The organism is Amycolatopsis sp. NPDC102522, from assembly GCF_055584485.1.
The window spans coordinates 221,286-239,763 of record NZ_JBVJLY010000007.1 but is presented as its reverse complement, the minus strand read 5'-3'; the positions used below and the strand labels follow the sequence as shown (position 1 = coordinate 239,763).

Genomic DNA, 18,478 nt, shown 5'->3' with positions numbered 1-18,478 from the left:
CCACACTGGTCCGGTGGAATGGGCTGAAGTGGGCGAGCGCGTCCGAGAGAGCCGACTGGCGGCTGGCCTGTCGCAAGCCGGTTTGGCGAGCGCTGTCGGTTTGGAGCGCACGAAGATCGCCAAGATCGAGTCCGGTGGTCGGCAGATCGACGCGCTTGAGCTGGCGAAGCTGGCTGCCGTGCTGCAGGTGCCCATGGGGCACTTCCTCCGCGAGCAGCCGCCGGTCCTGTCGCGGCGGACCAGCCTGGTCGATGACACGGACAGCGCCCTCTCCAGAGATTCGTACCGGTTGGAGGCCAAGCTGACGGCCTGGCTGGACGATGTCCGGCAAGTGGTCGCGCTTGACCTCCTCAGGCCGGGTAAAGCGGCTGTGTACGACCGCGCTGTCACAGATCCGCAAGGAGCGCGCGAGGCTGCCTTGTGGCTGAGAAGCCGGCATGGGTTGGGGCAAGAACCGATCCGGACGCTGGTGGCGGAGTGTGAACGGGCGGGGCAGTACGTCTTGGTGGCCGACCTCCCTGGGGACGGGGCCTCGCTGATCGACGGGGACTTCGGCGTGTCCGTCGTCAGCAGATCGGCCGATCCGGGCAGGCGCCGCGCGACAGCCGCCCACGAGTTGGGGCATCTGGTGCTGGGGGACGAGTACTCGACCGATCTCGGCGTATCGACTTCTCGTGAGGACAGGGAGCGCGCCATCGACGCGTTCGCGGCGGAATTCCTGCTTCCGTCCAGTGTGCTGGAACAGGTGGCGAAGAGCGGCCTGCGTAGCGAACTGATCAAGCTGTCGGCGGTCTTCCGTACTTCGTGGTCACTAACGGTGCGACAGGCGGGACACGCCGGTCTGCTCGATGGGGATCGCCTGGCGAGATGGTTCTCCGCCGCGCCGACGAGAGCGGAGCTCAGAGACGCCGTCGGGTGGGTTCCACAGCCCGATCTCGAAGGGGTACGGGTTCCTCCCGGCTACGCCCACGCGGTGATGGAGGCCCTGCGTCAGGACTTCGTCACGCCCGCGAGAGCCGTTGAGCTCATGCACGGGGAGATCGAGATCGAGGACCTGCCGGGAGTCGAGACGGGCGCCGGCTCGTGACCGTTCATCGTCCTTTGGTTCTCGACGCGATGTGCCTGAATCACTTCGCGCGCGCGGACCGGCTGGAGGTGCTTCGGGATCTGCTCGTCTCCGATGAATGCCGCACGACTTATGTGGTCATCGAGGAACTGCGTCTTGGATCGGCGGCTCATCCGGCTCTTCAGGATGCCTTGGAGCTCGAATGGATCAAAGTGCATCGACTCGACACGATCCGTGAACTCGAATGTTTCGTGAAGTGGGCGGAAAGGATCGGAGCGGGCGAGCGGGATCGGGGCGAGGCCAGCGTTTTCGCCGTCGCGGAACTGGAGGGCTGTACCGCGATAACCGATGACCAGGCAGCGATCCGAGTGGCCAGGCGGTATGGCCTGGAGGTTCACGGAACAGTCTGGCTCCTGGCCCGAGCGTGCCGGGATGGGAAGCTGACCGAGGTGGCCGCTGGGAACCTCATCGACCTGGTCCGCGACACGGGCATGCGCTTACCCTGCACCGGCGCCGAGTTCGGCGGGTGGGCTCGTTCTCACGGCTTGCTGTGAGGTTCGCGCCCGGAACGTGACGGTGGTCAGGAACGCCAGCGGTCGAGCACGGTTTCGATGGCGGAGTGGATGCGGTCGCGTGCGGCCTGCCGCTCCACGCCTGCCATGAGCAGGTCGTCGTAATCGGTGTCCAGGTGCCGGATCGAGGCGACGACGGCGAGGAACACCGCCCGTTCGGCCAGTTCCTGCCCGGCGGCGGAGCGGCCCACCCGGCCGCTGCCGCGCAGGCCCGCGTGTTCGGCGATGGCGCGTGCTCGGTCCGTCGGGCAGCCAGGGAACATCTCGGTGATCGCGGTGAAGAACCGGGCGGTGAACTCGACGTCTTCCTGCGCGCGCCGCACGCGATCACGGCCGCGGCGTCGTTCCCGGACGTCTTCGTCGGCGAGGCATTGTTCCTCGGCGCTGCGCAACGCCGCGTCTTCGACCAGAAGCCCTTGCCGCTCGCTGCGTTTCCGCGACCGGTTGAAGCGGGTGACCACGGCGGAAAGCCGGCTCGCCTTCTTCGCGCGGCGGGTCAGGGCGGTGTCGCCCGAGGGCAGGAAAACGAGGTGCCCGAGGTCGGCGCAGTCGAGGCAGTGCGGCTTTTCGTTCTCCAGGAACAGCAGGTCGCCGGTGCCGCCGCAGTCGGCGCAAGTCCAGTCCTTCAGCGCCACGGACACGACGAGATCCGGCGCCTTCTTCTGCCGGGCGACGACTTGCGCTCGTTTGGCCTCGGACAGCCCCGGCATGATCCACTGCGTCCGGAACAGGGGGTCGAGGGCGGCCAGTTCACCCGAGGTGGCCTTCAGCTGAGTCCTGTCGCGGGTGGCCCCGACGTGCTCGATCTCCGTGCTTTCGAGGGCTTTTCCCTTCGCCCATCGCTGAAGCGCGCCGAGGGTGAAGGTCAGCTTCTCCGCGTTCACCGGCAGCGCCTCGGACAGAACGGGGACCCGGCCCTGGTGCCAGGCGTTGAGGACCGTGTCCGGCAGCCAGCCGATCCCGGCCAGGACGTCGAGCGCGGTCACCGACTTCCGTTTGGCCAGCAGCTTTTCCGCCGTCTCCACGACGCGCTGTTCCAGTTTCGCTTCACCTTGCATCGCCGGGAATCCTAGCGATCAGGCGGTTTCGGTGCGCGCGCGGTAGGCCCGGATCTTGGCGCGGTTGCCGCAGCGCTCCATCGAGCACCAGCGGCGGTTGCCCGACCGTGAGATGTCGAAGAACAGCAGGTAGCAGTCGTCCGCGGAACATTCGCGGACGCGGCCGGACCGTTCGCCCGCGACGAGGCCGATGGCGTCGCGGGCGACGGCGCCGACCACGAAAGCACGGTCCAGGTCGGGCTCCGTCCGGTCGGGCCGGGCAAGACGACCGTGGTCTTCCATCAGGAGCGGCTCGCCGGGCCCGAGGAGCGCGCCGCGCAGCGTGAGCACTGGCAGGCCGTGATGAAGGTCGTCGTCGACGGCCTCGCCGGTTGATCAGGACAGCGCTCGCCGCGCCTGCTCGCTCAACGCGTCCGTGATCCGTTCGGTGCTCAGGCCGAGTTCGCCGGTCTGGTAGAGGAACACCTCCGGGGCGAGCGGCGCCAGCAGGACGTCGGCGAGCGCCTCCGGGTCCTTCGCGTCCGCCTGCTCGGCGAGGAACCGGACGTGGGTGCGCCACAGCCGGTACGGGCCGGTGGTGAACCGTGAATGCCCGACTTCGGTGCCGAGGACGAGATGCGCGTGCCGGGCCAGCAAGCCGATCATCGCCGCGTAGAACGCGGCCAGCCGCTCGGCGGGTGGCGCGCCCGGGCCCAGCGGGGGAGGGCCGGTGAGCAACCGCTCCTGCAGTTCCCGCTCGTGCTCGTCCAGTAGGGCGACGGCGATCGCCGAGCGGTCCGGGTAGCGGCGGTACAGCGTGGCGCGGCCGACTCCGGCGGCTTTGGCGATGTCTTCCATGGTGACGTCCGCGGCCGGACGTGCGGCGAAGAGCTCTTCGGCGGCCTTCAGGATCTTCGCGCGGTTACGGGCGGCGTCTGAGCGTTCCCGTCCGGGACCGGTCGCGAGCAGATCTTCTGTCGGCATGTCCGCAGCCTAGGGAATATCCGGACGCGTCGTCCACTTGTACCCGGCGAAGCAAGTGGACGCCGTGTCCACTTCCTGGTCCGGGAGGCCCGATGAGCCACCTTCTCCACCTCGACTCCAGCGCCCGCAGCGCGTCGTTCTCCCGCGAGCTGAGCGCTCGCTTCGCCGAGGTCTGGCGTGCCGCACATCCCGGCGCGGGCTACACCTATCGCGACGTGGCGGCCGCTCCGGTGCCGCCGATCGGCCAGGCCTGGACCGAGATCTGCGACGCCCTCCTCACCGCGGGAATCACTGATCCGGCCGGCTACGCCTCGGTGGTGAAGACGCCGGAGCAGCGCGAGGCCTGGGCTGTCATCGAGCCGCTGCTGGCCGAACTGCTCGCCGCCGACGTCGTGCTGATCGGGGCGCCGATGTACAACTTCTCGATCCCCGCGACGCTCAAACTGTGGATCGACCAGGTGACGTTCCCGAAGATGTCCTTGGCGGGCAAGGCTTTCGTGGTCGCGGGAGCGCGTGGCGGCACCTACCTGCCGGGCACACCCAGGGAGCCTGTCGACCACCACGAGCGCTACCTGCGTGACTTCTTCGCCGGGCACTACGACGTTCGAGACGTCACGTTCCTGCATTCCGAACTCACGAACGCCCTCGTCGACCCGCGGCTGAGTCCGCGCGATCCCGACAGGATCGCGTCGCGGGAACAGGCGCTTCTGACGGCCGAAAAGGTGGCCGCGGCCGGAACGGAAGCCTGATGGGCTGGGGAATCCTGCTGGCGGCCGGAGTCGTCGAGGTCGCCTGGTCGCAGAGCATCAAGCCGACGGAGAACTTCACCCGGCTCTGGCCGACCGTGCTGTGCTTCGTGCTCGGCGTCGCGGCGGTGTACCTGCTGTCGAAGGCGATGGACTCGCTCCCGGTGGGGACCGCGTACGCCGTGTTCACCGGCATCGGCGCGGTGGGCGCGATCGTCTTCGGCATCGTGATCCACAAGGACCCGCTCAGCTTCGGCCGCTTCGCCGCTATGGCGCTGATCGTGGGCGGGGTGGTGCTGGCGCGGGTGGCGGAATGAGCCCCGAGTGTCATGAAAGGGGCGTTCAGGACGAAAAATGTCCTGAACGCCCCTTTCATGACACGTGTCGTCAGGCGAGCTTCTCCCACAGGAATTCCAGCATCAGCGCCCATTTGAACGCCAGCTGCTCGTTGTCGGCCGCCGCGCCGTGCCCGCCTTCGATGTTCTCGTGGTAGCGCACGTCGTGGCCCTGTTCCAGCATCCGCGCGACCATTTTGCGCGCGTGCGCGGGATGCACCCGGTCGTCCCTGGTGGAGGTGACGAACAGGACCGGCGGATACCCGGCCCCGCTCCGGACGTTCTGATATGGCGAGTACTTCCCGATGAAGTCCCATTCCGCCGGGTCGTCGGGGTCGCCGTACTCGGCCATCCACGACGCTCCCGCGAGGAGCTTGTGATACCGCTTCATGTCCAGCAGCGGCACCTGGCTGACGATCGCGCCGAACAGGTGCGGGTAGCGCGTGAGCATGACCCCCATCAGCAGTCCGCCGTTGCTGCCGCCCTGGATCCCGAGGCGGGAAGGCTCGCTGATGCCGCGCTCGACGAGGTCGGCGGCGACGGCCGCGAAGTCCTCGTAGACCTTGTATCGCTTCGCTTTGGTCACCGAGGTGTGCCAGTCCGGTCCGTATTCGCCGCCGCCGCGGATGTTCGCGACGACGTACGTGCCCCCGCGTGACAGCCAGCCGCGGCCGATCACGCCGCTGTAGCTGGGGGTCAGCGAGACCTCGAAGCCGCCGTAGCCGGTCAGCAGCGTCGGTCCGCCCTCAGAGCCGGAGGGACGTACGACGAAGTACGGGATCTTCGTGCCGTCTTCGGACGTCGCGAAGTACTGCGAGACCGTCATCCCTTCGCTGTCGAAGAACGAGGGAGCGCGTTTGAGGACCTCGACGTCGCCGCCGATGTGTCCATACGTCAGCGTCGACGGCTGCGTGTACCCGCTGGAATCGAGCAGGTACTCGTCGCTGACGTCGGGATCGGTGCCGATGATCTGCGCCGTGCCCAGTTCCGGGGCGCCGGCGAGCGGCTGGGAGGTCCAGCCGTCCGACGGCGTGAGCACGCGCAGTTCCGTCCGGACGTCGGACAGCGTCGAGAGCAGCAGGTGGTTGTGCGTCCACGCCCAGTACTCCAGGGACGTGTGCGCGTCCGGCGTGAAGAGGGTCGTGAAGGTGCGCTCACCCGCCATGAACGCGTCGAACCCGGAGGCGAGCAGGGTGCCGGAGGGGTACGTCGTGCCTTCGACGGTCCAGTCCGAGCGAAGCCGGATCAGCAGCCACTCGCGGTGTGAGGACGTCTGCGCGTCTTCGGGGACCTCGATCCGCTCCAGGCCGCCTGGCGTCCGGAGGTACCGCTCCGTGCGATAGAAGTCGATCGACCGGTAGACGAAGTCGCGTTCCCAGCCCTCGGTCGGGTCATGGTGGGCGGACACCGACACGTCGTCCGGCTTGCCCTCGAAGACCACCGTCGCCTCTTCGAGCGGGGTGCCGCGCCGCCATTCCTTCGCCAGCCTCGGATAGCCCGAGCTGGTCAGTGTCCCGGTGCCGAAGTCGGTGCCGATGTAGACGCGGTCGCGGTCGATCCAGCCGATCCGGGTCTTGGCTTCGGGTACGAAGAACCCGTCTTCGACGAAGCGGCGCTCGTCGAGGTCGTACTCGCGGACCACGGTCGCGTCGGCGCCGCCCCGCGACAGTTCGACCAGCGCCCGGTGATAGCCCGGACGGAGGACGGCCGCGCCCTGCCACACCCAGTTCTCGCCGTCGGCCTCGGCCAGCGCGTCGACGTCGAGCAGGAGTTCCCACTCCGGCGTGTCGAGCCGGTACTGCTCGAGGGTGGTGCGGCGCCACAGGCCGCGGGGATGGGCCGAGTCCTGCCAGAAGTTGTACAGGTATTCGCCCCGGCGCCGGACGTACGGGATCCGGTTGTCGGCGTCGAGGACCTCGCGGACCTCGTCACGGATCCCGGCGAACCGCTCGCCGGTGGACAGCGCCTCCAGAGCCTCGGCATTGCGGGCTCGCACCCAGTCCAGCGCCTTTTCGCCGGTCACGTCTTCCAACCACAGGTACGGGTCCTCGTCGCTCATGCCGACAGTCTCGCCGGGGCCCGCGTCCCGGCGCCACCAGGTGTCCGTTTACGGCGCGTGTCTTCGCCTGGGCCACCCCTGCTCCGTATGCTGGGAGCTCGCACATTTGGGGGACACCATGACCGGCACCGACGGGGTACCCGGACCCTTCGCGCCCGCTCCGCCTCGTCCTGAAAGCCCCCGTAACACCGGCGCCGCCGTGGTCGGTCTGCTCATCGTCGTCGCCTTGACCGCCACCGGGATGGCGATGGCGGGAGGGCCGCGGAAGATCGACGGCCACGCACTCCCGGCGTCCGGCACGTTCACCTCGGAAGGGGCGAAGGCACCGGCCGGGACCGCGAAACCCGCGCCCAAGGAGGTGCGGGAACTGGAGACGAACCCGCTGCTGGCCGAAGGGATCGCCCTCGGCGCGGTCACCTGCCGCCTGCCGGCGATCAGCCGTGACCCCGCGAAGCTGGAGACCTACTACAAGACCTTCGCCTCCTGTCTCGCCGAAGCCTGGAAACCCGCCCTTGACCAGGCGAACGAGCCCACATCGACGGTGACCGTGCAGGTCACCCTGCCCGAGACCAGCGCCTGCGGGAAAGCGCCGAGCGAGGACGAAGCCGTCGCCTACTACTGCGGCGGCGACACCACGATCTACGCGCCGACCCAGTGGATGCTGAGCGACGCGGGCCTCGAACGGTCCCGTCACCTCGCGACGATGGCCCACGAGTACGGGCACCACGTCCAGCGCTCCAGCGGGATCCTGTCTGCGGCCGCGGAGAAGATGTCGTCGCCGGACGAAGACTCGCCTGCCGACAAGCAACTCGTCCGCCGCATCGAACTGCAGGCGAACTGCTTCGGCGCCCTCGCCCTCGCCGCCGCCGCCGGACGCGGGTCGATCAGCAGGTCACTGGCGGGCGCGGCGCTGGAGGACTACGGCCGCGCGGACGACAGCGACACCCACGGCAGCCGTCGTAACCAGCTGAAATGGGCGAAGGCCGGGTTCTCCGGGAAGACGACGTCGGCGTGCAACACCTGGGCGGCGCCGGCCGCGGACGTCAAATGAGCGACGAGGTGATGGCCGAGATCAACATCGGCCTCCAGCTGCACATCTCCGGTGGCCGGGCGGGCGCGCGGGAGAAGTTCGCGACGCTGTGGGAACGGATCGGCGAGGAAGGCGACCCGCTGCACCGGTGCGCGCTCGCGCACTACATGGCCGACGTCTGCGACGACCCGGCCGATGAACTCGGCTGGGATCTCCGCGCGCTCGCGGCGGCGGATTCGCTCACCGACGAACGCGCCAAGGAGTACCACGCGACCTTGGCCGTGCGCGGGTTCTACCCGTCGCTGCACCTGAACCTCGCCGAGGATTACCGCAAACTAGGTGATCACGAGGCCGCGAAGGCCCAGTGGGAGCTCGGGCGGGGCACCCTCGGCGCGCTCGGCGACGACCCCTACGGCCTCGGGATCATCGAGGCGTACGACGCGCTCGCCACCAGGCTGGGTATCGAATCGGACTCTCCGGACTTTCGCGCGGGCCGGTGAGGCCATAACCTGGAGTGACTCAGGTCACCCATCCGGGAGGAGCGCGTATGCGGATTTCCGATCTGTTGCGGAACAAGGGGGCGGCCGTCGCGACCGTCTCGCCGGAGACGAACGTCACCGATCTGCTCGAGAGACTCGCGGAGCACAACGTCGGTGCCCTGGTGGTCGTCGACGCCGAGGGCGAGATCGTCGGGATCGTCTCCGAACGGGACGTGGTGCGCCGGCTCAACGAGCGCGGACCCCAGCTACTCGACGGATCGGTGGCCGGGATCATGACGAAGCTGGTCGCCAGCTGCACCCCCGAGGACTCGGTCGATCAGCTGTCGGTCCTCATGACCGAACGCCGGATCCGGCACGTCCCGGTCCTGGTGGACGGCAGGCTCGCGGGGATCGTGAGCATCGGTGACGTCGTGAAGACGCGGATGGAACAGCTGGAGAAGAGTCAGGAACAGCTGGAGGCGTACATCTCGCAGGGCTGATCCGGCTCCGGCAAGTGCTATGAAAGGTCCTTTCCTTGCAAAATTTGCAAGGAAAGGACCTTTCATAGCGTTCCCCAACGGCTACTCGCGCCACCCCGACAACTCGACACCCTTCGCGACGTCCACCCGGTACCCGAGCGTCACGACGCCCTTCGCGCCCGGAGCGAGCGTCAGCCGCCAGGTGAACTCACCCAGCTCGGTCCGCTCCACCGGATCCGGCACGGTGCGGACGTCGCGGACCGTGATCGCGTCGTCCCGGGAGACCGGCGCCTGGTCCAGCACGGTCACGACGGCCTCGCGCGGGCTGTGGTTGACGATCGTGGTGGTGTAGGCGGCCTCCCGCTTGCGGACGCCGGACAGCGTCGCCTTGCTCGCCGTGCGGTGCGCGAGTTCCCGTTCGACCCGGATCCGGTCGTCCACGCCGAGGGCGAGTTCGAGTTCCTCACCCGGCGCCCAGACGTCGAGCCGCGTGGTGCCGACGAACTCCGTCTCGTGGAACACCGACGCCTTCCCCGGCCGCAGCGTGTGCTCCGAGGTGTTGACTACGGTCGCCCGCAAGAACGCCTCCGGTGACGCCGCCGGAGCGGTGATGTAGCCCAGTTTCGCCGTCAGGTCGAGCTGCGCGAGCGTCGTGCGGTGGCCCTGTGCTCCTGACGGCACCGCCACCGGACGGCCCGGCCGGTAGGTGACCGCGGTGGTGCCCTGTTCGACGGACGCGGTCCGCGCCACCATCGCGGGCGCGCCGGGTGCCACCATGCCCACCGCCTCCGGGATCCCGCCGCCCGCGGGCGACGCGCTGCCGTAAGGGGCGCGCGCCATCAACGGCTGGACCGGTCGCACGCGGTCGAGGAACCACGGTTCGAGCTCCGGCACCTCCACGGTGTTCGCCGGTCGCGCGGTGGAGAGGGCCAGTTCGCATTCGGGCCAGTCCTCGCCGGTGTGCTGGGTGATCCGCCCGTACCAGGTCACCGCGACGTCTTCCCCGCGCACGCGAACGTCGTACCCCGGCTCCCAGCTGGCGTTCGCGACCACATAGGACAGCTCGAGACCGATTTCCGCGCCGTCCTCCTGGCTTTCCAGCTCGACCGTGACCGTCGCGCTGTCCACTTCGGACATGCCTTGCTTCGCTTCGATTTCCCGGTCCAGCGCCTTGAGGTCGTCACGGAGCCGGGCGAGGCGGATGCCGAGTTCGCGGCGTTTCCCCAGCGCCTCGGCCAGTTGGGTGCCGAGAGCGTCGGTGACTTCCGCGACCCGGGGCGGTTCCGCCGTGCCTGCCGCGAGCGCCTTCGCGAAGCTCTTGCCGCTGCGCGTCGCCAACCCCGTCAGCAGGTCGACCTTAGCGGTCTCCGCCGAGACGGCGTCCGCAACCTCGTCGACCACGGCCTGATCGGCCCGACGCTGTTCGGTCAGCGTGCGCAGGGAAGCGTCGGCGGGCGCGGGATGGCGCTCGACGGCGACGTCGACCCCGGCGATGACCGCCGGGCCGGAACCGGTGACCCGGACCGAATCAGTGTCCAGATTCCACGGCAGGCCCGCGAAGGCGAAGCGCGTTTCGCCGTCGAGACGTGCCGATGCCCGCCTCGTGATCCGGGCATGGTGCGGATAGACGGTGACGGCGACGATCGGTGCTTCCACGGTGCTGGGCATGCCTCCGACGTTAGTCTCTTGACACCCGTTCGGGGGGCCGGAAACCTCAGCTGGGTCTTGCCCGCCCGCCTTTGGGGGTCCTGTGAGAGTCGCCAGGCTCGCCGCTTTGTTCACCGCTGTCCTGGTCCTTCCGGCGACGGCTTTGCCCGCTCAAGCCGACGCTCCACCGGCGCCGGTTTTCAAGGACGGCCAGGCGCAACCGGTGTTCGACCCGGCGGACGTCATCCGGGAGAACGTGTGGGTCACCGCGCCGGTCGACAGCGACCATGACGGCAAGGACGACCTCGTGCACGCGGAGGTGGTGCGTCCCCGCGCCACCCAGCAGGGCATGAAGGTCCCGGTCGTCTACCAGGCCAGCCCGTACTACGCGGGCGGCAACGACGTCGCGAACCACAACGTCGACGTGGAGCTGTACGTGCCGGGCGCCAAGCGTGCCCCCGCGGGGCCGCGGATCGCGACGAAGACCGTCGGCCCGAGCGCGGCGCCGATCAACTGGGGCTACCAGAACTACTTCATCGCCCGCGGTTTCGCCGTGGTGTACGGGGAGTCGCTCGGCAGCGGCCAGTCCACCGGCTGCCCGAGCACCGGTGACGTCAACGAGACCATCGGCGCCAGGTCCATTGTGGACTGGGTGAACGGCCGCGCGGCGGCACGGGACGCGGCGGGCAAGGCCGCGGTCGCGGACTGGAGCACCGGCAAGACCGGCATGATGGGCGTCTCCTACAACGGGACGCTGCCCAACGCGGTGGCCAGCACCGGCGTCAAGGGACTGGAGACGATCGTCCCGATCGCGGCGATCTCCAGCTGGTACGACTACTACCGCAACGACGGCGCCGTCGTCGCGGCGGGCGGTTACCAGGGCGAAGACGCGGACGTGCTCGCGGACTACGTCTACACGCGCCAGGATCGCGCCGTCTGCCGTCCGCTGATCGACAAGATCGCCGTCGACCAGGACCGGGTGACCGGGGACTACAGCCGCTTCTGGGACGTGCGGAACTACCGCAACGACGTGAGCAAGGTGCGGGCCTCGGTGCTCGTGGTGCACGGCCTCGGTGACTGGAACGTCAAGACCGACCAGGGCACCCGGTGGTACGAAATGCTCAAGGCACACGGTGTCGAGCACAAGATCTGGCTGCACCAGGCCGGGCACGCCGACCCGATGAGCCTCCGCCGCGACGTCTGGCTCGCCACGCTGAACAAGTGGATGTCGCACTACCTCTACGGCATCGACAACGGCATCGAGCGCGAGCCGAAGGCCACCATCCAGCGCGAGGACAAGTCGTGGGTGGACGAGCCGGAGTGGCCGCTGCCCGGCGCCCAGGACGTGAAGCTCTACCCGTGGCCCGGTGGCTCCTCGAAGGGCACGCTCGACACGCGTAACCCCGTTCCGGGCAAGGCCACCGTCGAAAAGCTGGCCGACGACGCGAGCAAGACCGTCGCGCAGCTCGCCAACGCGGCCTCGTCGGGCAACAGGCTGCTGTATTCGACCACTGCGGCGAAGCAGCCCGTTCGCCTCTCCGGCACCGCGAAGACCGACCTTTCGGTGTCCTTCGACAAGCCGGCCGCGAACGTGACGGCGGTGCTTCTCGACCGCGCCCCGGACGGGACGGCGAAGGTGATCACCCGCGGCTGGACCGACCCGCAGAACCGGCGTGACCACGCCAAGACCGAGCCGATCACCCCTGGTGAGAGCTATAAGGTCGAGGTGGAACTGGTCGCGAAGGACTACCTGCTCGCGGCAGGGCACAAGATCGAGTTCCTGGTGGCCTCCAGCGACCACGACTACACGCTCCGGCCGAAGCCCGGCGCCGGTCTCTCGGTCGAGCTGAACCGGACTTCGCTGGTGCTTCCGGTGGCGGGAGGCAAGCCCGCGCTGCGCGCCGCCTTCGGCTGAGTCCGGACCACCCCGAATGCCACGCCCCCGCCCGGGACGTGGCATTCGGCGTTTCCGGTCGGAAAACGCCGACCGGACCTCGCGCTTGTATGGAAAATGTATTTCCTCCGTCTTTGCTTCGACGGGTCCGGCTTCCCCACCCGATGGAGGTCCCATGTCCAGGTTGCGCCGCTTCGCAGTGCTCGCCGCGGCGGCCGTCGTCCCCGCGCTCGGCCTGACTCTCGCCGGCACGACGCAGGCGTCGGCCGCCCCGAACTTCCAAGTCCCGTTCAAATGCGGTGTCACGGTCACGGCCGCCACGTTCAGCGGGCACAGCCCGGCGAACTCGGTCGACTTCCAGAAGTCGGGGATCACCGGGATGCCGGTGGTGGCCGCGGCGGGCGGCACCGTCAGCCGGGTCGCCAACGAAGGCAGCACGAGCTACGGGCGCTGGGTCGAGGTCGATCACGGCGGCGGCTGGACCACCCGGTACGCGCACCTTTCGGCGCAGTCGGTGTCGGTCGGCCAGGCCGTCAGTCTCGGCAAGCAGCTCGGCACGGCCGGGGCGACCGGCGGGGTGAGCGGTCCGCACCTGCACTTCGAAGAGCGGCTCAACGGCGTGGCCCAGAAGGCGAAGCTGAACGGCGTCGCGGTGCCTTACTACGCCCACACCAACTTCACCAGCAAGAACTCGTGCGGCGGCAACCCGTACGAGGCCACCGAGGTGTGCGGCAGCGGCTTCTCGGTGGTCGACTCGCAGGCGCTCGCCGGGGGCTCCGGCACGGCGTACCTGCTCTACAACTCTTCGACCAAGTCCAACTGCGCGACCACGTTGAAGGCGGTTTCGCTCGGCACCGCGTCGCCGGTGTCGGCCTTCCTCGAAGTCCAGGGCGCGGCTCGCACGACCGATTCCGGCAGCTTCACCTACTACGCCGGGCCTGTGAAGAAGACGGCCGCGTCCACCTGCGTCAAGTGGGGCGGCTCGGTCGGGTCGAACGTCTACGAGAGCCCGTTCGAGCACTGCGACTGACCCCGCGGGGCCGGGCACAGTAGACCACCCCACCGACAATCGGCGTCCCCTGCTCGGGTCCCGGTGGCGGTTGTGCACAACGGTCCCGGCTGTCCACAGATCTGCCATGCCCCCACCCGGCGGCCCCATTCCGCCGCAGGGTGGGGGCATGACCACAACCACCCCGACCGGCAGGACCAAGGTCGATCTGAAGGATCCGGCGGACCTGCTCGCCGCGATCCCGTACATCCTCGGGTTCCACCCCGAGAACTCCGTCATCGTGTTCGGGCAGCGAGGGCCGGACCGCAAACGACAGGGCCTCACCCTGCGCGTGGATCTCCCGCCGCCCGGCGTGGAGCTGGATCAGGCGCTCGACCTCGCGACCAGGCTCGCCTTGACCGCGCACACCGGTGCCACGGTGGCCGTCGTCGGCGGCGGTTCCCCGAATCCGGCCGGGCGGCCGCCGCGCCGCCGCTTCGTCCGGCGGCTGGAAGCCGCGCTCGCCGAGTACGGCATTCCCGTGCTGCACCCGCTTTGGGCACCGTCCATCACCGAGGGCGCGCGGTGGCGGTGCTACCGCGACAGGGACTGCGGCGGTCTCCTGCCCGACCCTCGTGAGTCGGTGATCGCCGCGGTCGCGACCAGCGAAGGCCACATCGCCCGCGAGAGCAGGGCGGACGTGGAGCGGCTGTTCGACGCCGGCCCGGTGGAAACGCTCGCGCGCCGTGCCGACCTCCTGACCAGGCTGGCCGACCCGCCCTGGGGAAACGACGACCGCGTCGAGGCAGGACTCGCCGAGGTCAACGCCGCACTGGCCCGCGTCGATCGGGGCGATGAGGCGATCACCGACGACCAGGCCGTCCGGCTGGCGTGGGCGCTTTCCCTCGTCGAGGTCCGGGACGCCTGCCTGCTCACCGCCGCTCCGGTCGGCTCGCCGCTGGCCAGGGCCGCGGAAGGTCTCTGGCTCCGCCTCGCCCGTGAGCTACCCGAACCGGAATCGGCCGAGGCACTGTGCTTGAAGGCGCACGCCGCCTACGCCCGCGGTGACCTGGCCGTCGCCGGTATGGCGCTGGCCAGGGCCCGCGAAGTCGACCCGGAACACAGGATGGCCGGGCTGCTGACAGCCGCCTTGGACGGGATGCTGGCCCCGTCCGAAGTGGCCGGGATCGTGCTGAAGCAGCGGGCGGACGAGCCGCCCGCGCTCAGCCTCAGACCGTCTGGCGGGACTGAGTGAACGCCCAGGCGTCGGCCACGATGCCGTCGAGGTCGGTGCGCTCGGGCTTCCAGCCGAGTTCGCCACCGGCGCGCTCGCTGGAGGCCACCAGCACCGACGGGTCGCCCGTCCGGCGCGGCGCGACCGCGGCGGGGATCTCGTGACCGGTGGTGCGGCGGCACGCCTCGATCACCTCGAGCACCGAGAAACCGGTGCCGCTGCCGAGGTTGTAGATGCGGTGCTCGCCGTCGGCCGCGTGGCGCAGGGCCAGCAGGTGCGCGTCGGCGAGGTCGACCACATGGATGTAGTCGCGGATGGCGGTGCCGTCCGCGGTCGGGTAGTCGTCACCGAAGATCTGGATCCGCTCGCGGTCCCCGGTGGCGACCTGGAGCACGAGGGGGATCAGATGGGTTTCGGTGGTGTGCCGCTCGCCGAAGGTGCCGTAGGCGCCGGCGACGTTGAAGTAGCGCAGGCTGACGGCGGCGATGCCGTGGGCGCGCGAGAACGACGTGATCGCGTGGTCGATGGCCAGCTTCGTCGCGCCGTAGGTGTTGGTCGGCTGCGTCGGCGCCGTCTCCGGGATGGGGGAGGACTCGGGTTCGCCGTAGGTGGCCGCGGTGGAGGAGAACACCAGTCGCTTCGTGCCGTGGTCGCGCATCGCTTCCAGCAGGCGAAGCGAGGTCAGGACGTTGCCTTCCCAGTACTTCGCCGGATCCGTCATCGACTCGCCGACAAGAGACTTGGCGGCGAAGTGGAGCACACCGTCGAAACCGTCGCCGAGAACACGCCGGGCGACATCGGCGGCGTCACCCTCGATGAAGGTGGCGTCCGGGTGCACCGCGTCGGCGTGCCCGGTGGAGAGGTCGTCGACCACCGTGACGTCGTGCCCGGCCTCGATGAGGCGGGCCGCGCAGACGCTGCCCACATAACCGGCTCCGCCCGTCACCATCAGCTTCAGGGTCTTGGTCGGTTCGTCGGTCACGTTCGCGCCTTTCTGCTGCGGATGCGGTCGCGGCCCAGTGTCCTCGCCCCCGGGCACCCGGCTCGCCCGGGGGTCTTCCGCCGGCGGGCGCTACAGCTCGTCGCGGCCGGCGCCGCGCGACGGCACCGCGGTGAACAGCCTCGGATGGCGCAGATCCGCCGCCTCGTACGCGGCCTTCACCGCTCGTCCGACAGTGTCCACATCGGACTCGCGGACCAGTGCGATCGCCGAACCGCCGAAGCCGCCGCCGGTCATCCGCGCACCGAGAGCCCCGGCTTCGCGCGCGGAATCGACGGCGAGGTCGAGTTCACGGGTGGAGATCCGGTAGTCGTCGCGCATGCTGATGTGCGAGGCGTCCAGCTGAGGGCCGATCTCGGTGATCCGGCCGGCGCGCAGCAGGTCCACGGTGTCGAGGACCCGCTGGTTCTCTGTCACCACGTGGCGCACCAGCGGAACGAGGTCTCCCGGCAGCTTGGCGAGCGCGGCGTCCAGCCCGTCGACGCCGATGTCCCGCAGCGCTTTCACCTCCAGCCGCTCCGCGGCGCGCTCACAGCCCCTCCGGCGTTCGCCGTAGCCGCCCTCGGCGTGCGAGTGTTTTGTGCGGGTGTCCATGATCAGGATCCGGACGCCGGATTCCTCCAGCGGGAACGGCACCTGTTCCATCTCGCCGGAGCGGACATCAAGGAACAGCACCTTCGATTCCATGCAGCACAGGGACGCGGTCTGATCGAGCAGGCCAGTCGGCGCCCCGACGAAGTCGTTTTCCGAACGCTGCACCCAGCGGGCCACTTCGTGCAGACCCGGCGAACCCGCGCCGGAACCCGGAGTGATGCCCGCCAGGCCGAGGAGGGCGAGCGCGACGGCGCATTCGAGCGCGTGGGAGGAGGACAGGCCAGCCCCCGAGGGCACGTCCCCCGCGATCGCCACGTCCGCGCCGTTACCGAGGCCCTGATCACGCAGCACCCAGGCGACCCCCGCCGGGTACGCGGCCCACCCCTCGACCGAGCCGGGCTTCAGGTCGCCGATGGTGAGCGGTCCCGATTCCTGGACCCGGCCGTCCGAGCCGAGCGTGGCCACGGTGAGGACACCGTCCTCGCGCGGGCTCGCCGCCGCGGCGAGCCGGTGCGGGAGGGCGAACGGCAGCACGAAACCGTCGTTGTAGTCGGTGTGCTCACCGATCAGGTTCACCCGGCCCGGCGCGGACCAGACCCCGGCCGGAGCCCGGCCGTGGAGGGTCCGGAACGTCGCCGCGGCGTCGGACGCGGCGCTCACCTGGCCTGCGCCAGCACGGCGTGCAGCGCCGAGGTGGCCACCTGCGCGGTGTTGTTCCCGCCGGTGACCTCGATGGTCCCGCCGGGCGCCGCCTTGCCGACCTTGACCCGGCTGCCGGGCACGATGCCGACCGACTTGAGCTCCGTCATCAGCGTCTCGTCCAGCTGCACGTGCTCGGCGATACGGCGGATCTCGACTTCGCCGCCACCCATGCGGGCGAATTCGTCGAGCCGCACGAGGTCGGCTTCGGCCGGCGGGGCGGGATCGCCGTCGCCGAGCTTGTCCAGCCCCGGGATCGGGTTGCCGTAGGGCGAGGTGGTGGGGTGGTCGAGCAGCTTGACCAGCTTGCGCTCGACGGCCTCGCTCATCACGTGTTCCCAGCGGCAAGCCTCGTTGTGGACGTGCTCCCATTCCAGGCCGATGACATCGACCAGGAGGCGCTCGGCCAGCCGGTGCTTGCGCATGACCGCGATGGCGAGCTCGCGACCGTGTTCGGTCAGTTGCAGGTGCCTGTCGTCCGCGACCACGACCAGCCCGTCGCGTTCCATCCTGGCGACGGTCTGGCTCACGGTGGGGCCGCTCTGCTGCAGTCGCTCCGCGATCCGGGCCCGCAGCGGGACGACACCCTCTTCTTCGAGCTCGTAGATCGTACGCAAGTACATCTCTGTGGTGTCGATGAGATCGTTCACGCTGTCCCCTTCGTCCGCGTTGCTCATCGTAGTCGCTGGCACTGACAGCGACGCAGGCGTGGGGACAACAAGCGCCGTGGCGGGAAAAGTCCCCCAAGCTGGGCGGGGAGCGGTGAGTCACGGGAAGATGGGCCCATGCGCCCCATGATCACCACCAGCGAACTCGCCGCGCAGCTCTCCGGCCCGGATTCGGCACGCTCCGTAGTCCTCGATGTCCGCTGGCGGCTCGCCGGGCCGCCCGGCTCCGATTCCTATCGTGAGGCGCATCTCCCGGGCGCGGTGTACGTCGACCTCGACACGGCGCTCGCCGGGGAGCCGGGTGACGGCGGACGTCACCCGCTGCCCGAACCGGGGACGCTGCAGCGGCATCTGCGGGCGGCGGGCGTGCGCGCAGGTCACCCGGTCGTGGTCTACGACGACTCCGACGGGTCGGTCGCGGCCCGCGCGTGGTGGCTGCTGCGCTGGGCGGGCCACACCGAGGTCGCCGTGCTGGACGGCGGGTTCGCCGCCTGGGCCGAGGAAAATCGCCCGCTCACCGGCGAGATCCCCTCGCCCGAGGAAGGGGACGTCGTCGTCGAGCCCGGCGGCATGCCGGTGCTGGACGCGGCCGAGGCCGCCACGCTCGCCAGGGACGGGCTGCTCTTCGACGCCCGGGCGAAGCCGAGGTACTCGGGGGAGACCGAGCCGATCGACCCGCGCGCCGGGCACATCCCCGGCGCGGTCAACGCGCCCTTCTCCGGGCATCTCGCGGAGGACGGCCGCTGGCGCGACGCCTCCGAACTGGCCGAGCGGTTCGAAGGATTCGGCGTGACGCCTGAGGCACCGGTCGGTGTCTACTGTGGATCTGGTGTCACCGCCTCGTCCGTCGTGCTCGCGCTCGAGGTCGCCGGTCATCCGGTGCCCGCGGCGCTGTACGCGGGTTCGTGGTCGCACTGGTCCCGCGATCCGGAGCGCCCGGTGGCCACGGGAGACCTGCCCGGCTGAC

The 18,478-nt window shown here is 69.6% G+C and carries 19 protein-coding genes; 11 read left to right on the top strand and 8 right to left on the bottom strand.

Features of this window, described 5'->3' with window-relative positions; genetic code table 11:
* The first annotated feature begins 13 nt into the window (after nucleotides 1-13).
* Complete coding sequence (locus ACZ6YV_RS19505; RefSeq protein ID WP_465510922.1) at nucleotides 14-1,087, top strand: helix-turn-helix domain-containing protein; 1,074 nt, start codon at nucleotides 14-16, stop codon at nucleotides 1,085-1,087.
* Entirely contained in the window at nucleotides 1,084-1,620 is a 537-nt protein-coding gene (locus tag ACZ6YV_RS19500; protein ID WP_465510921.1) for a PIN domain-containing protein, read from the top strand. Before ACZ6YV_RS19505 ends, ACZ6YV_RS19500 begins: the two co-directional genes overlap by 4 nt.
* A 26-nt stretch (nucleotides 1,621-1,646) precedes the next feature.
* On the opposite strand, the gene ACZ6YV_RS19495 is transcribed toward ACZ6YV_RS19500, so the two are convergent.
* From ACZ6YV_RS19495 to ACZ6YV_RS19485, 3 genes are all read right to left on the bottom strand, one after another.
* Nucleotides 1,647-2,696, bottom strand: a complete 1,050-nt coding sequence (locus tag ACZ6YV_RS19495; protein WP_465510920.1) for a DUF2293 domain-containing protein — start codon at nucleotides 2,694-2,696, stop codon at nucleotides 1,647-1,649.
* An 18-nt stretch (nucleotides 2,697-2,714) separates the two neighbouring features.
* Nucleotides 2,715-2,978 carry a CGNR zinc finger domain-containing protein gene (locus ACZ6YV_RS19490; protein WP_465510919.1) on the bottom strand — a complete coding sequence of 88 codons (264 nt, stop codon included), beginning with the start codon at nucleotides 2,976-2,978 and terminating at the stop codon, nucleotides 2,715-2,717.
* Between the two features lie 93 nt (nucleotides 2,979-3,071).
* Nucleotides 3,072-3,659, bottom strand: coding sequence for a TetR/AcrR family transcriptional regulator (locus tag ACZ6YV_RS19485; RefSeq protein ID WP_465510918.1), 588 nt, complete (start codon nucleotides 3,657-3,659; stop codon nucleotides 3,072-3,074).
* Nucleotides 3,660-3,751: 92 nt separating this feature from the next.
* On the opposite strand from ACZ6YV_RS19485, the gene ACZ6YV_RS19480 reads away from it, so the two are divergent.
* Together ACZ6YV_RS19480 and ACZ6YV_RS19475 are read left to right on the top strand one after the other, a co-directional pair.
* Nucleotides 3,752-4,408 carry an FMN-dependent NADH-azoreductase gene (locus tag ACZ6YV_RS19480; protein ID WP_465510917.1) on the top strand — a complete coding sequence of 219 codons (657 nt, stop codon included), beginning with the start codon at nucleotides 3,752-3,754 and terminating at the stop codon, nucleotides 4,406-4,408.
* The gene (locus ACZ6YV_RS19475) at nucleotides 4,408-4,722 is read left to right on the top strand and encodes a DMT family transporter (protein WP_378240466.1); all 315 of its coding nucleotides are present in this window, start codon (nucleotides 4,408-4,410) and stop codon (nucleotides 4,720-4,722) included. The genes ACZ6YV_RS19480 and ACZ6YV_RS19475 overlap by 1 nt, the downstream gene beginning before the upstream one ends.
* A 70-nt stretch (nucleotides 4,723-4,792) precedes the next feature.
* On the opposite strand, the gene ACZ6YV_RS19470 is transcribed toward ACZ6YV_RS19475, so the two are convergent.
* Complete coding sequence (locus tag ACZ6YV_RS19470; RefSeq protein ID WP_465510916.1) at nucleotides 4,793-6,799, bottom strand: prolyl oligopeptidase family serine peptidase; 2,007 nt, start codon at nucleotides 6,797-6,799, stop codon at nucleotides 4,793-4,795.
* 118 nt (nucleotides 6,800-6,917) lie between these two features.
* On the opposite strand from ACZ6YV_RS19470, the gene ACZ6YV_RS19465 reads away from it, so the two are divergent.
* Genes ACZ6YV_RS19465 through ACZ6YV_RS19455 form a run of 3 tightly spaced genes read left to right on the top strand, consistent with a single transcriptional unit; the run spans nucleotide 6,918 to nucleotide 8,808 of the window.
* The gene (locus tag ACZ6YV_RS19465) at nucleotides 6,918-7,850 is read left to right on the top strand and encodes a neutral zinc metallopeptidase (protein WP_465510915.1); all 933 of its coding nucleotides are present in this window, start codon (nucleotides 6,918-6,920) and stop codon (nucleotides 7,848-7,850) included.
* Nucleotides 7,847-8,329, top strand: coding sequence for a hypothetical protein (locus ACZ6YV_RS19460; RefSeq protein WP_465510914.1), 483 nt, complete (start codon nucleotides 7,847-7,849; stop codon nucleotides 8,327-8,329). The genes ACZ6YV_RS19465 and ACZ6YV_RS19460 overlap by 4 nt, the downstream gene beginning before the upstream one ends.
* Nucleotides 8,330-8,376: 47 nt before the next feature.
* Nucleotides 8,377-8,808 carry a CBS domain-containing protein gene (locus ACZ6YV_RS19455; protein WP_378240471.1) on the top strand — a complete coding sequence of 144 codons (432 nt, stop codon included), beginning with the start codon at nucleotides 8,377-8,379 and terminating at the stop codon, nucleotides 8,806-8,808.
* An 81-nt stretch (nucleotides 8,809-8,889) separates the two neighbouring features.
* Here ACZ6YV_RS19455 and ACZ6YV_RS19450 read toward each other — a convergent pair whose 3' ends face one another.
* Nucleotides 8,890-10,455: a DUF4139 domain-containing protein gene (locus ACZ6YV_RS19450; protein WP_465510913.1), complete on the bottom strand. Its 1,566-nt coding sequence runs from the start codon at nucleotides 10,453-10,455 to the stop codon at nucleotides 8,890-8,892.
* An 82-nt stretch (nucleotides 10,456-10,537) separates the two neighbouring features.
* Between ACZ6YV_RS19450 and ACZ6YV_RS19445 the strand changes: the two genes are divergently transcribed.
* The 3 genes from ACZ6YV_RS19445 (at nucleotide 10,538) to ACZ6YV_RS19435 (ending at nucleotide 14,571) form a co-directional block, all read left to right on the top strand.
* On the top strand, nucleotides 10,538-12,349 hold the full coding sequence (locus ACZ6YV_RS19445) for a Xaa-Pro dipeptidyl-peptidase (protein ID WP_465510912.1): 1,812 nt from the start codon (nucleotides 10,538-10,540) through the stop codon (nucleotides 12,347-12,349).
* A 154-nt stretch (nucleotides 12,350-12,503) separates the two neighbouring features.
* Nucleotides 12,504-13,358 carry a M23 family metallopeptidase gene (locus tag ACZ6YV_RS19440; protein WP_378240474.1) on the top strand — a complete coding sequence of 285 codons (855 nt, stop codon included), beginning with the start codon at nucleotides 12,504-12,506 and terminating at the stop codon, nucleotides 13,356-13,358.
* Nucleotides 13,359-13,506: 148 nt separating this feature from the next.
* Nucleotides 13,507-14,571, top strand: a complete 1,065-nt coding sequence (locus ACZ6YV_RS19435) for a DUF4192 domain-containing protein (protein WP_465510911.1) — start codon at nucleotides 13,507-13,509, stop codon at nucleotides 14,569-14,571.
* Here ACZ6YV_RS19435 and galE read toward each other — a convergent pair.
* The 3 genes from galE to ACZ6YV_RS19420 all read right to left on the bottom strand — a co-directional run bounded on the left by galE (nucleotide 14,546) and on the right by ACZ6YV_RS19420 (nucleotide 17,520).
* Complete coding sequence (galE, locus tag ACZ6YV_RS19430; protein ID WP_465511029.1) at nucleotides 14,546-15,499, bottom strand: UDP-glucose 4-epimerase GalE; 954 nt, start codon at nucleotides 15,497-15,499, stop codon at nucleotides 14,546-14,548. The two genes, ACZ6YV_RS19435 and galE, sit on opposite strands and share 26 nt — an antisense overlap.
* Before the next feature lie 123 nt (nucleotides 15,500-15,622).
* Nucleotides 15,623-16,804, bottom strand: a complete 1,182-nt coding sequence (galK, locus tag ACZ6YV_RS19425; protein WP_465510910.1) for a galactokinase — start codon at nucleotides 16,802-16,804, stop codon at nucleotides 15,623-15,625.
* Nucleotides 16,801-17,520 (bottom strand): metal-dependent transcriptional regulator, encoded by a 720-nt coding sequence (locus tag ACZ6YV_RS19420; protein ID WP_465510909.1) that lies wholly within the window; start codon nucleotides 17,518-17,520, stop codon nucleotides 16,801-16,803. The genes galK and ACZ6YV_RS19420 overlap by 4 nt, the downstream gene beginning before the upstream one ends.
* Nucleotides 17,521-17,628: 108 nt before the next feature.
* Here ACZ6YV_RS19420 and ACZ6YV_RS19415 point away from each other — a divergent pair, with 108 nt between their 5' ends.
* Nucleotides 17,629-18,477: a sulfurtransferase gene (locus tag ACZ6YV_RS19415; RefSeq protein ID WP_465510908.1), complete on the top strand. Its 849-nt coding sequence runs from the start codon at nucleotides 17,629-17,631 to the stop codon at nucleotides 18,475-18,477.
* The last annotated feature ends 1 nt before the right edge of the window (nucleotide 18,478 follow it).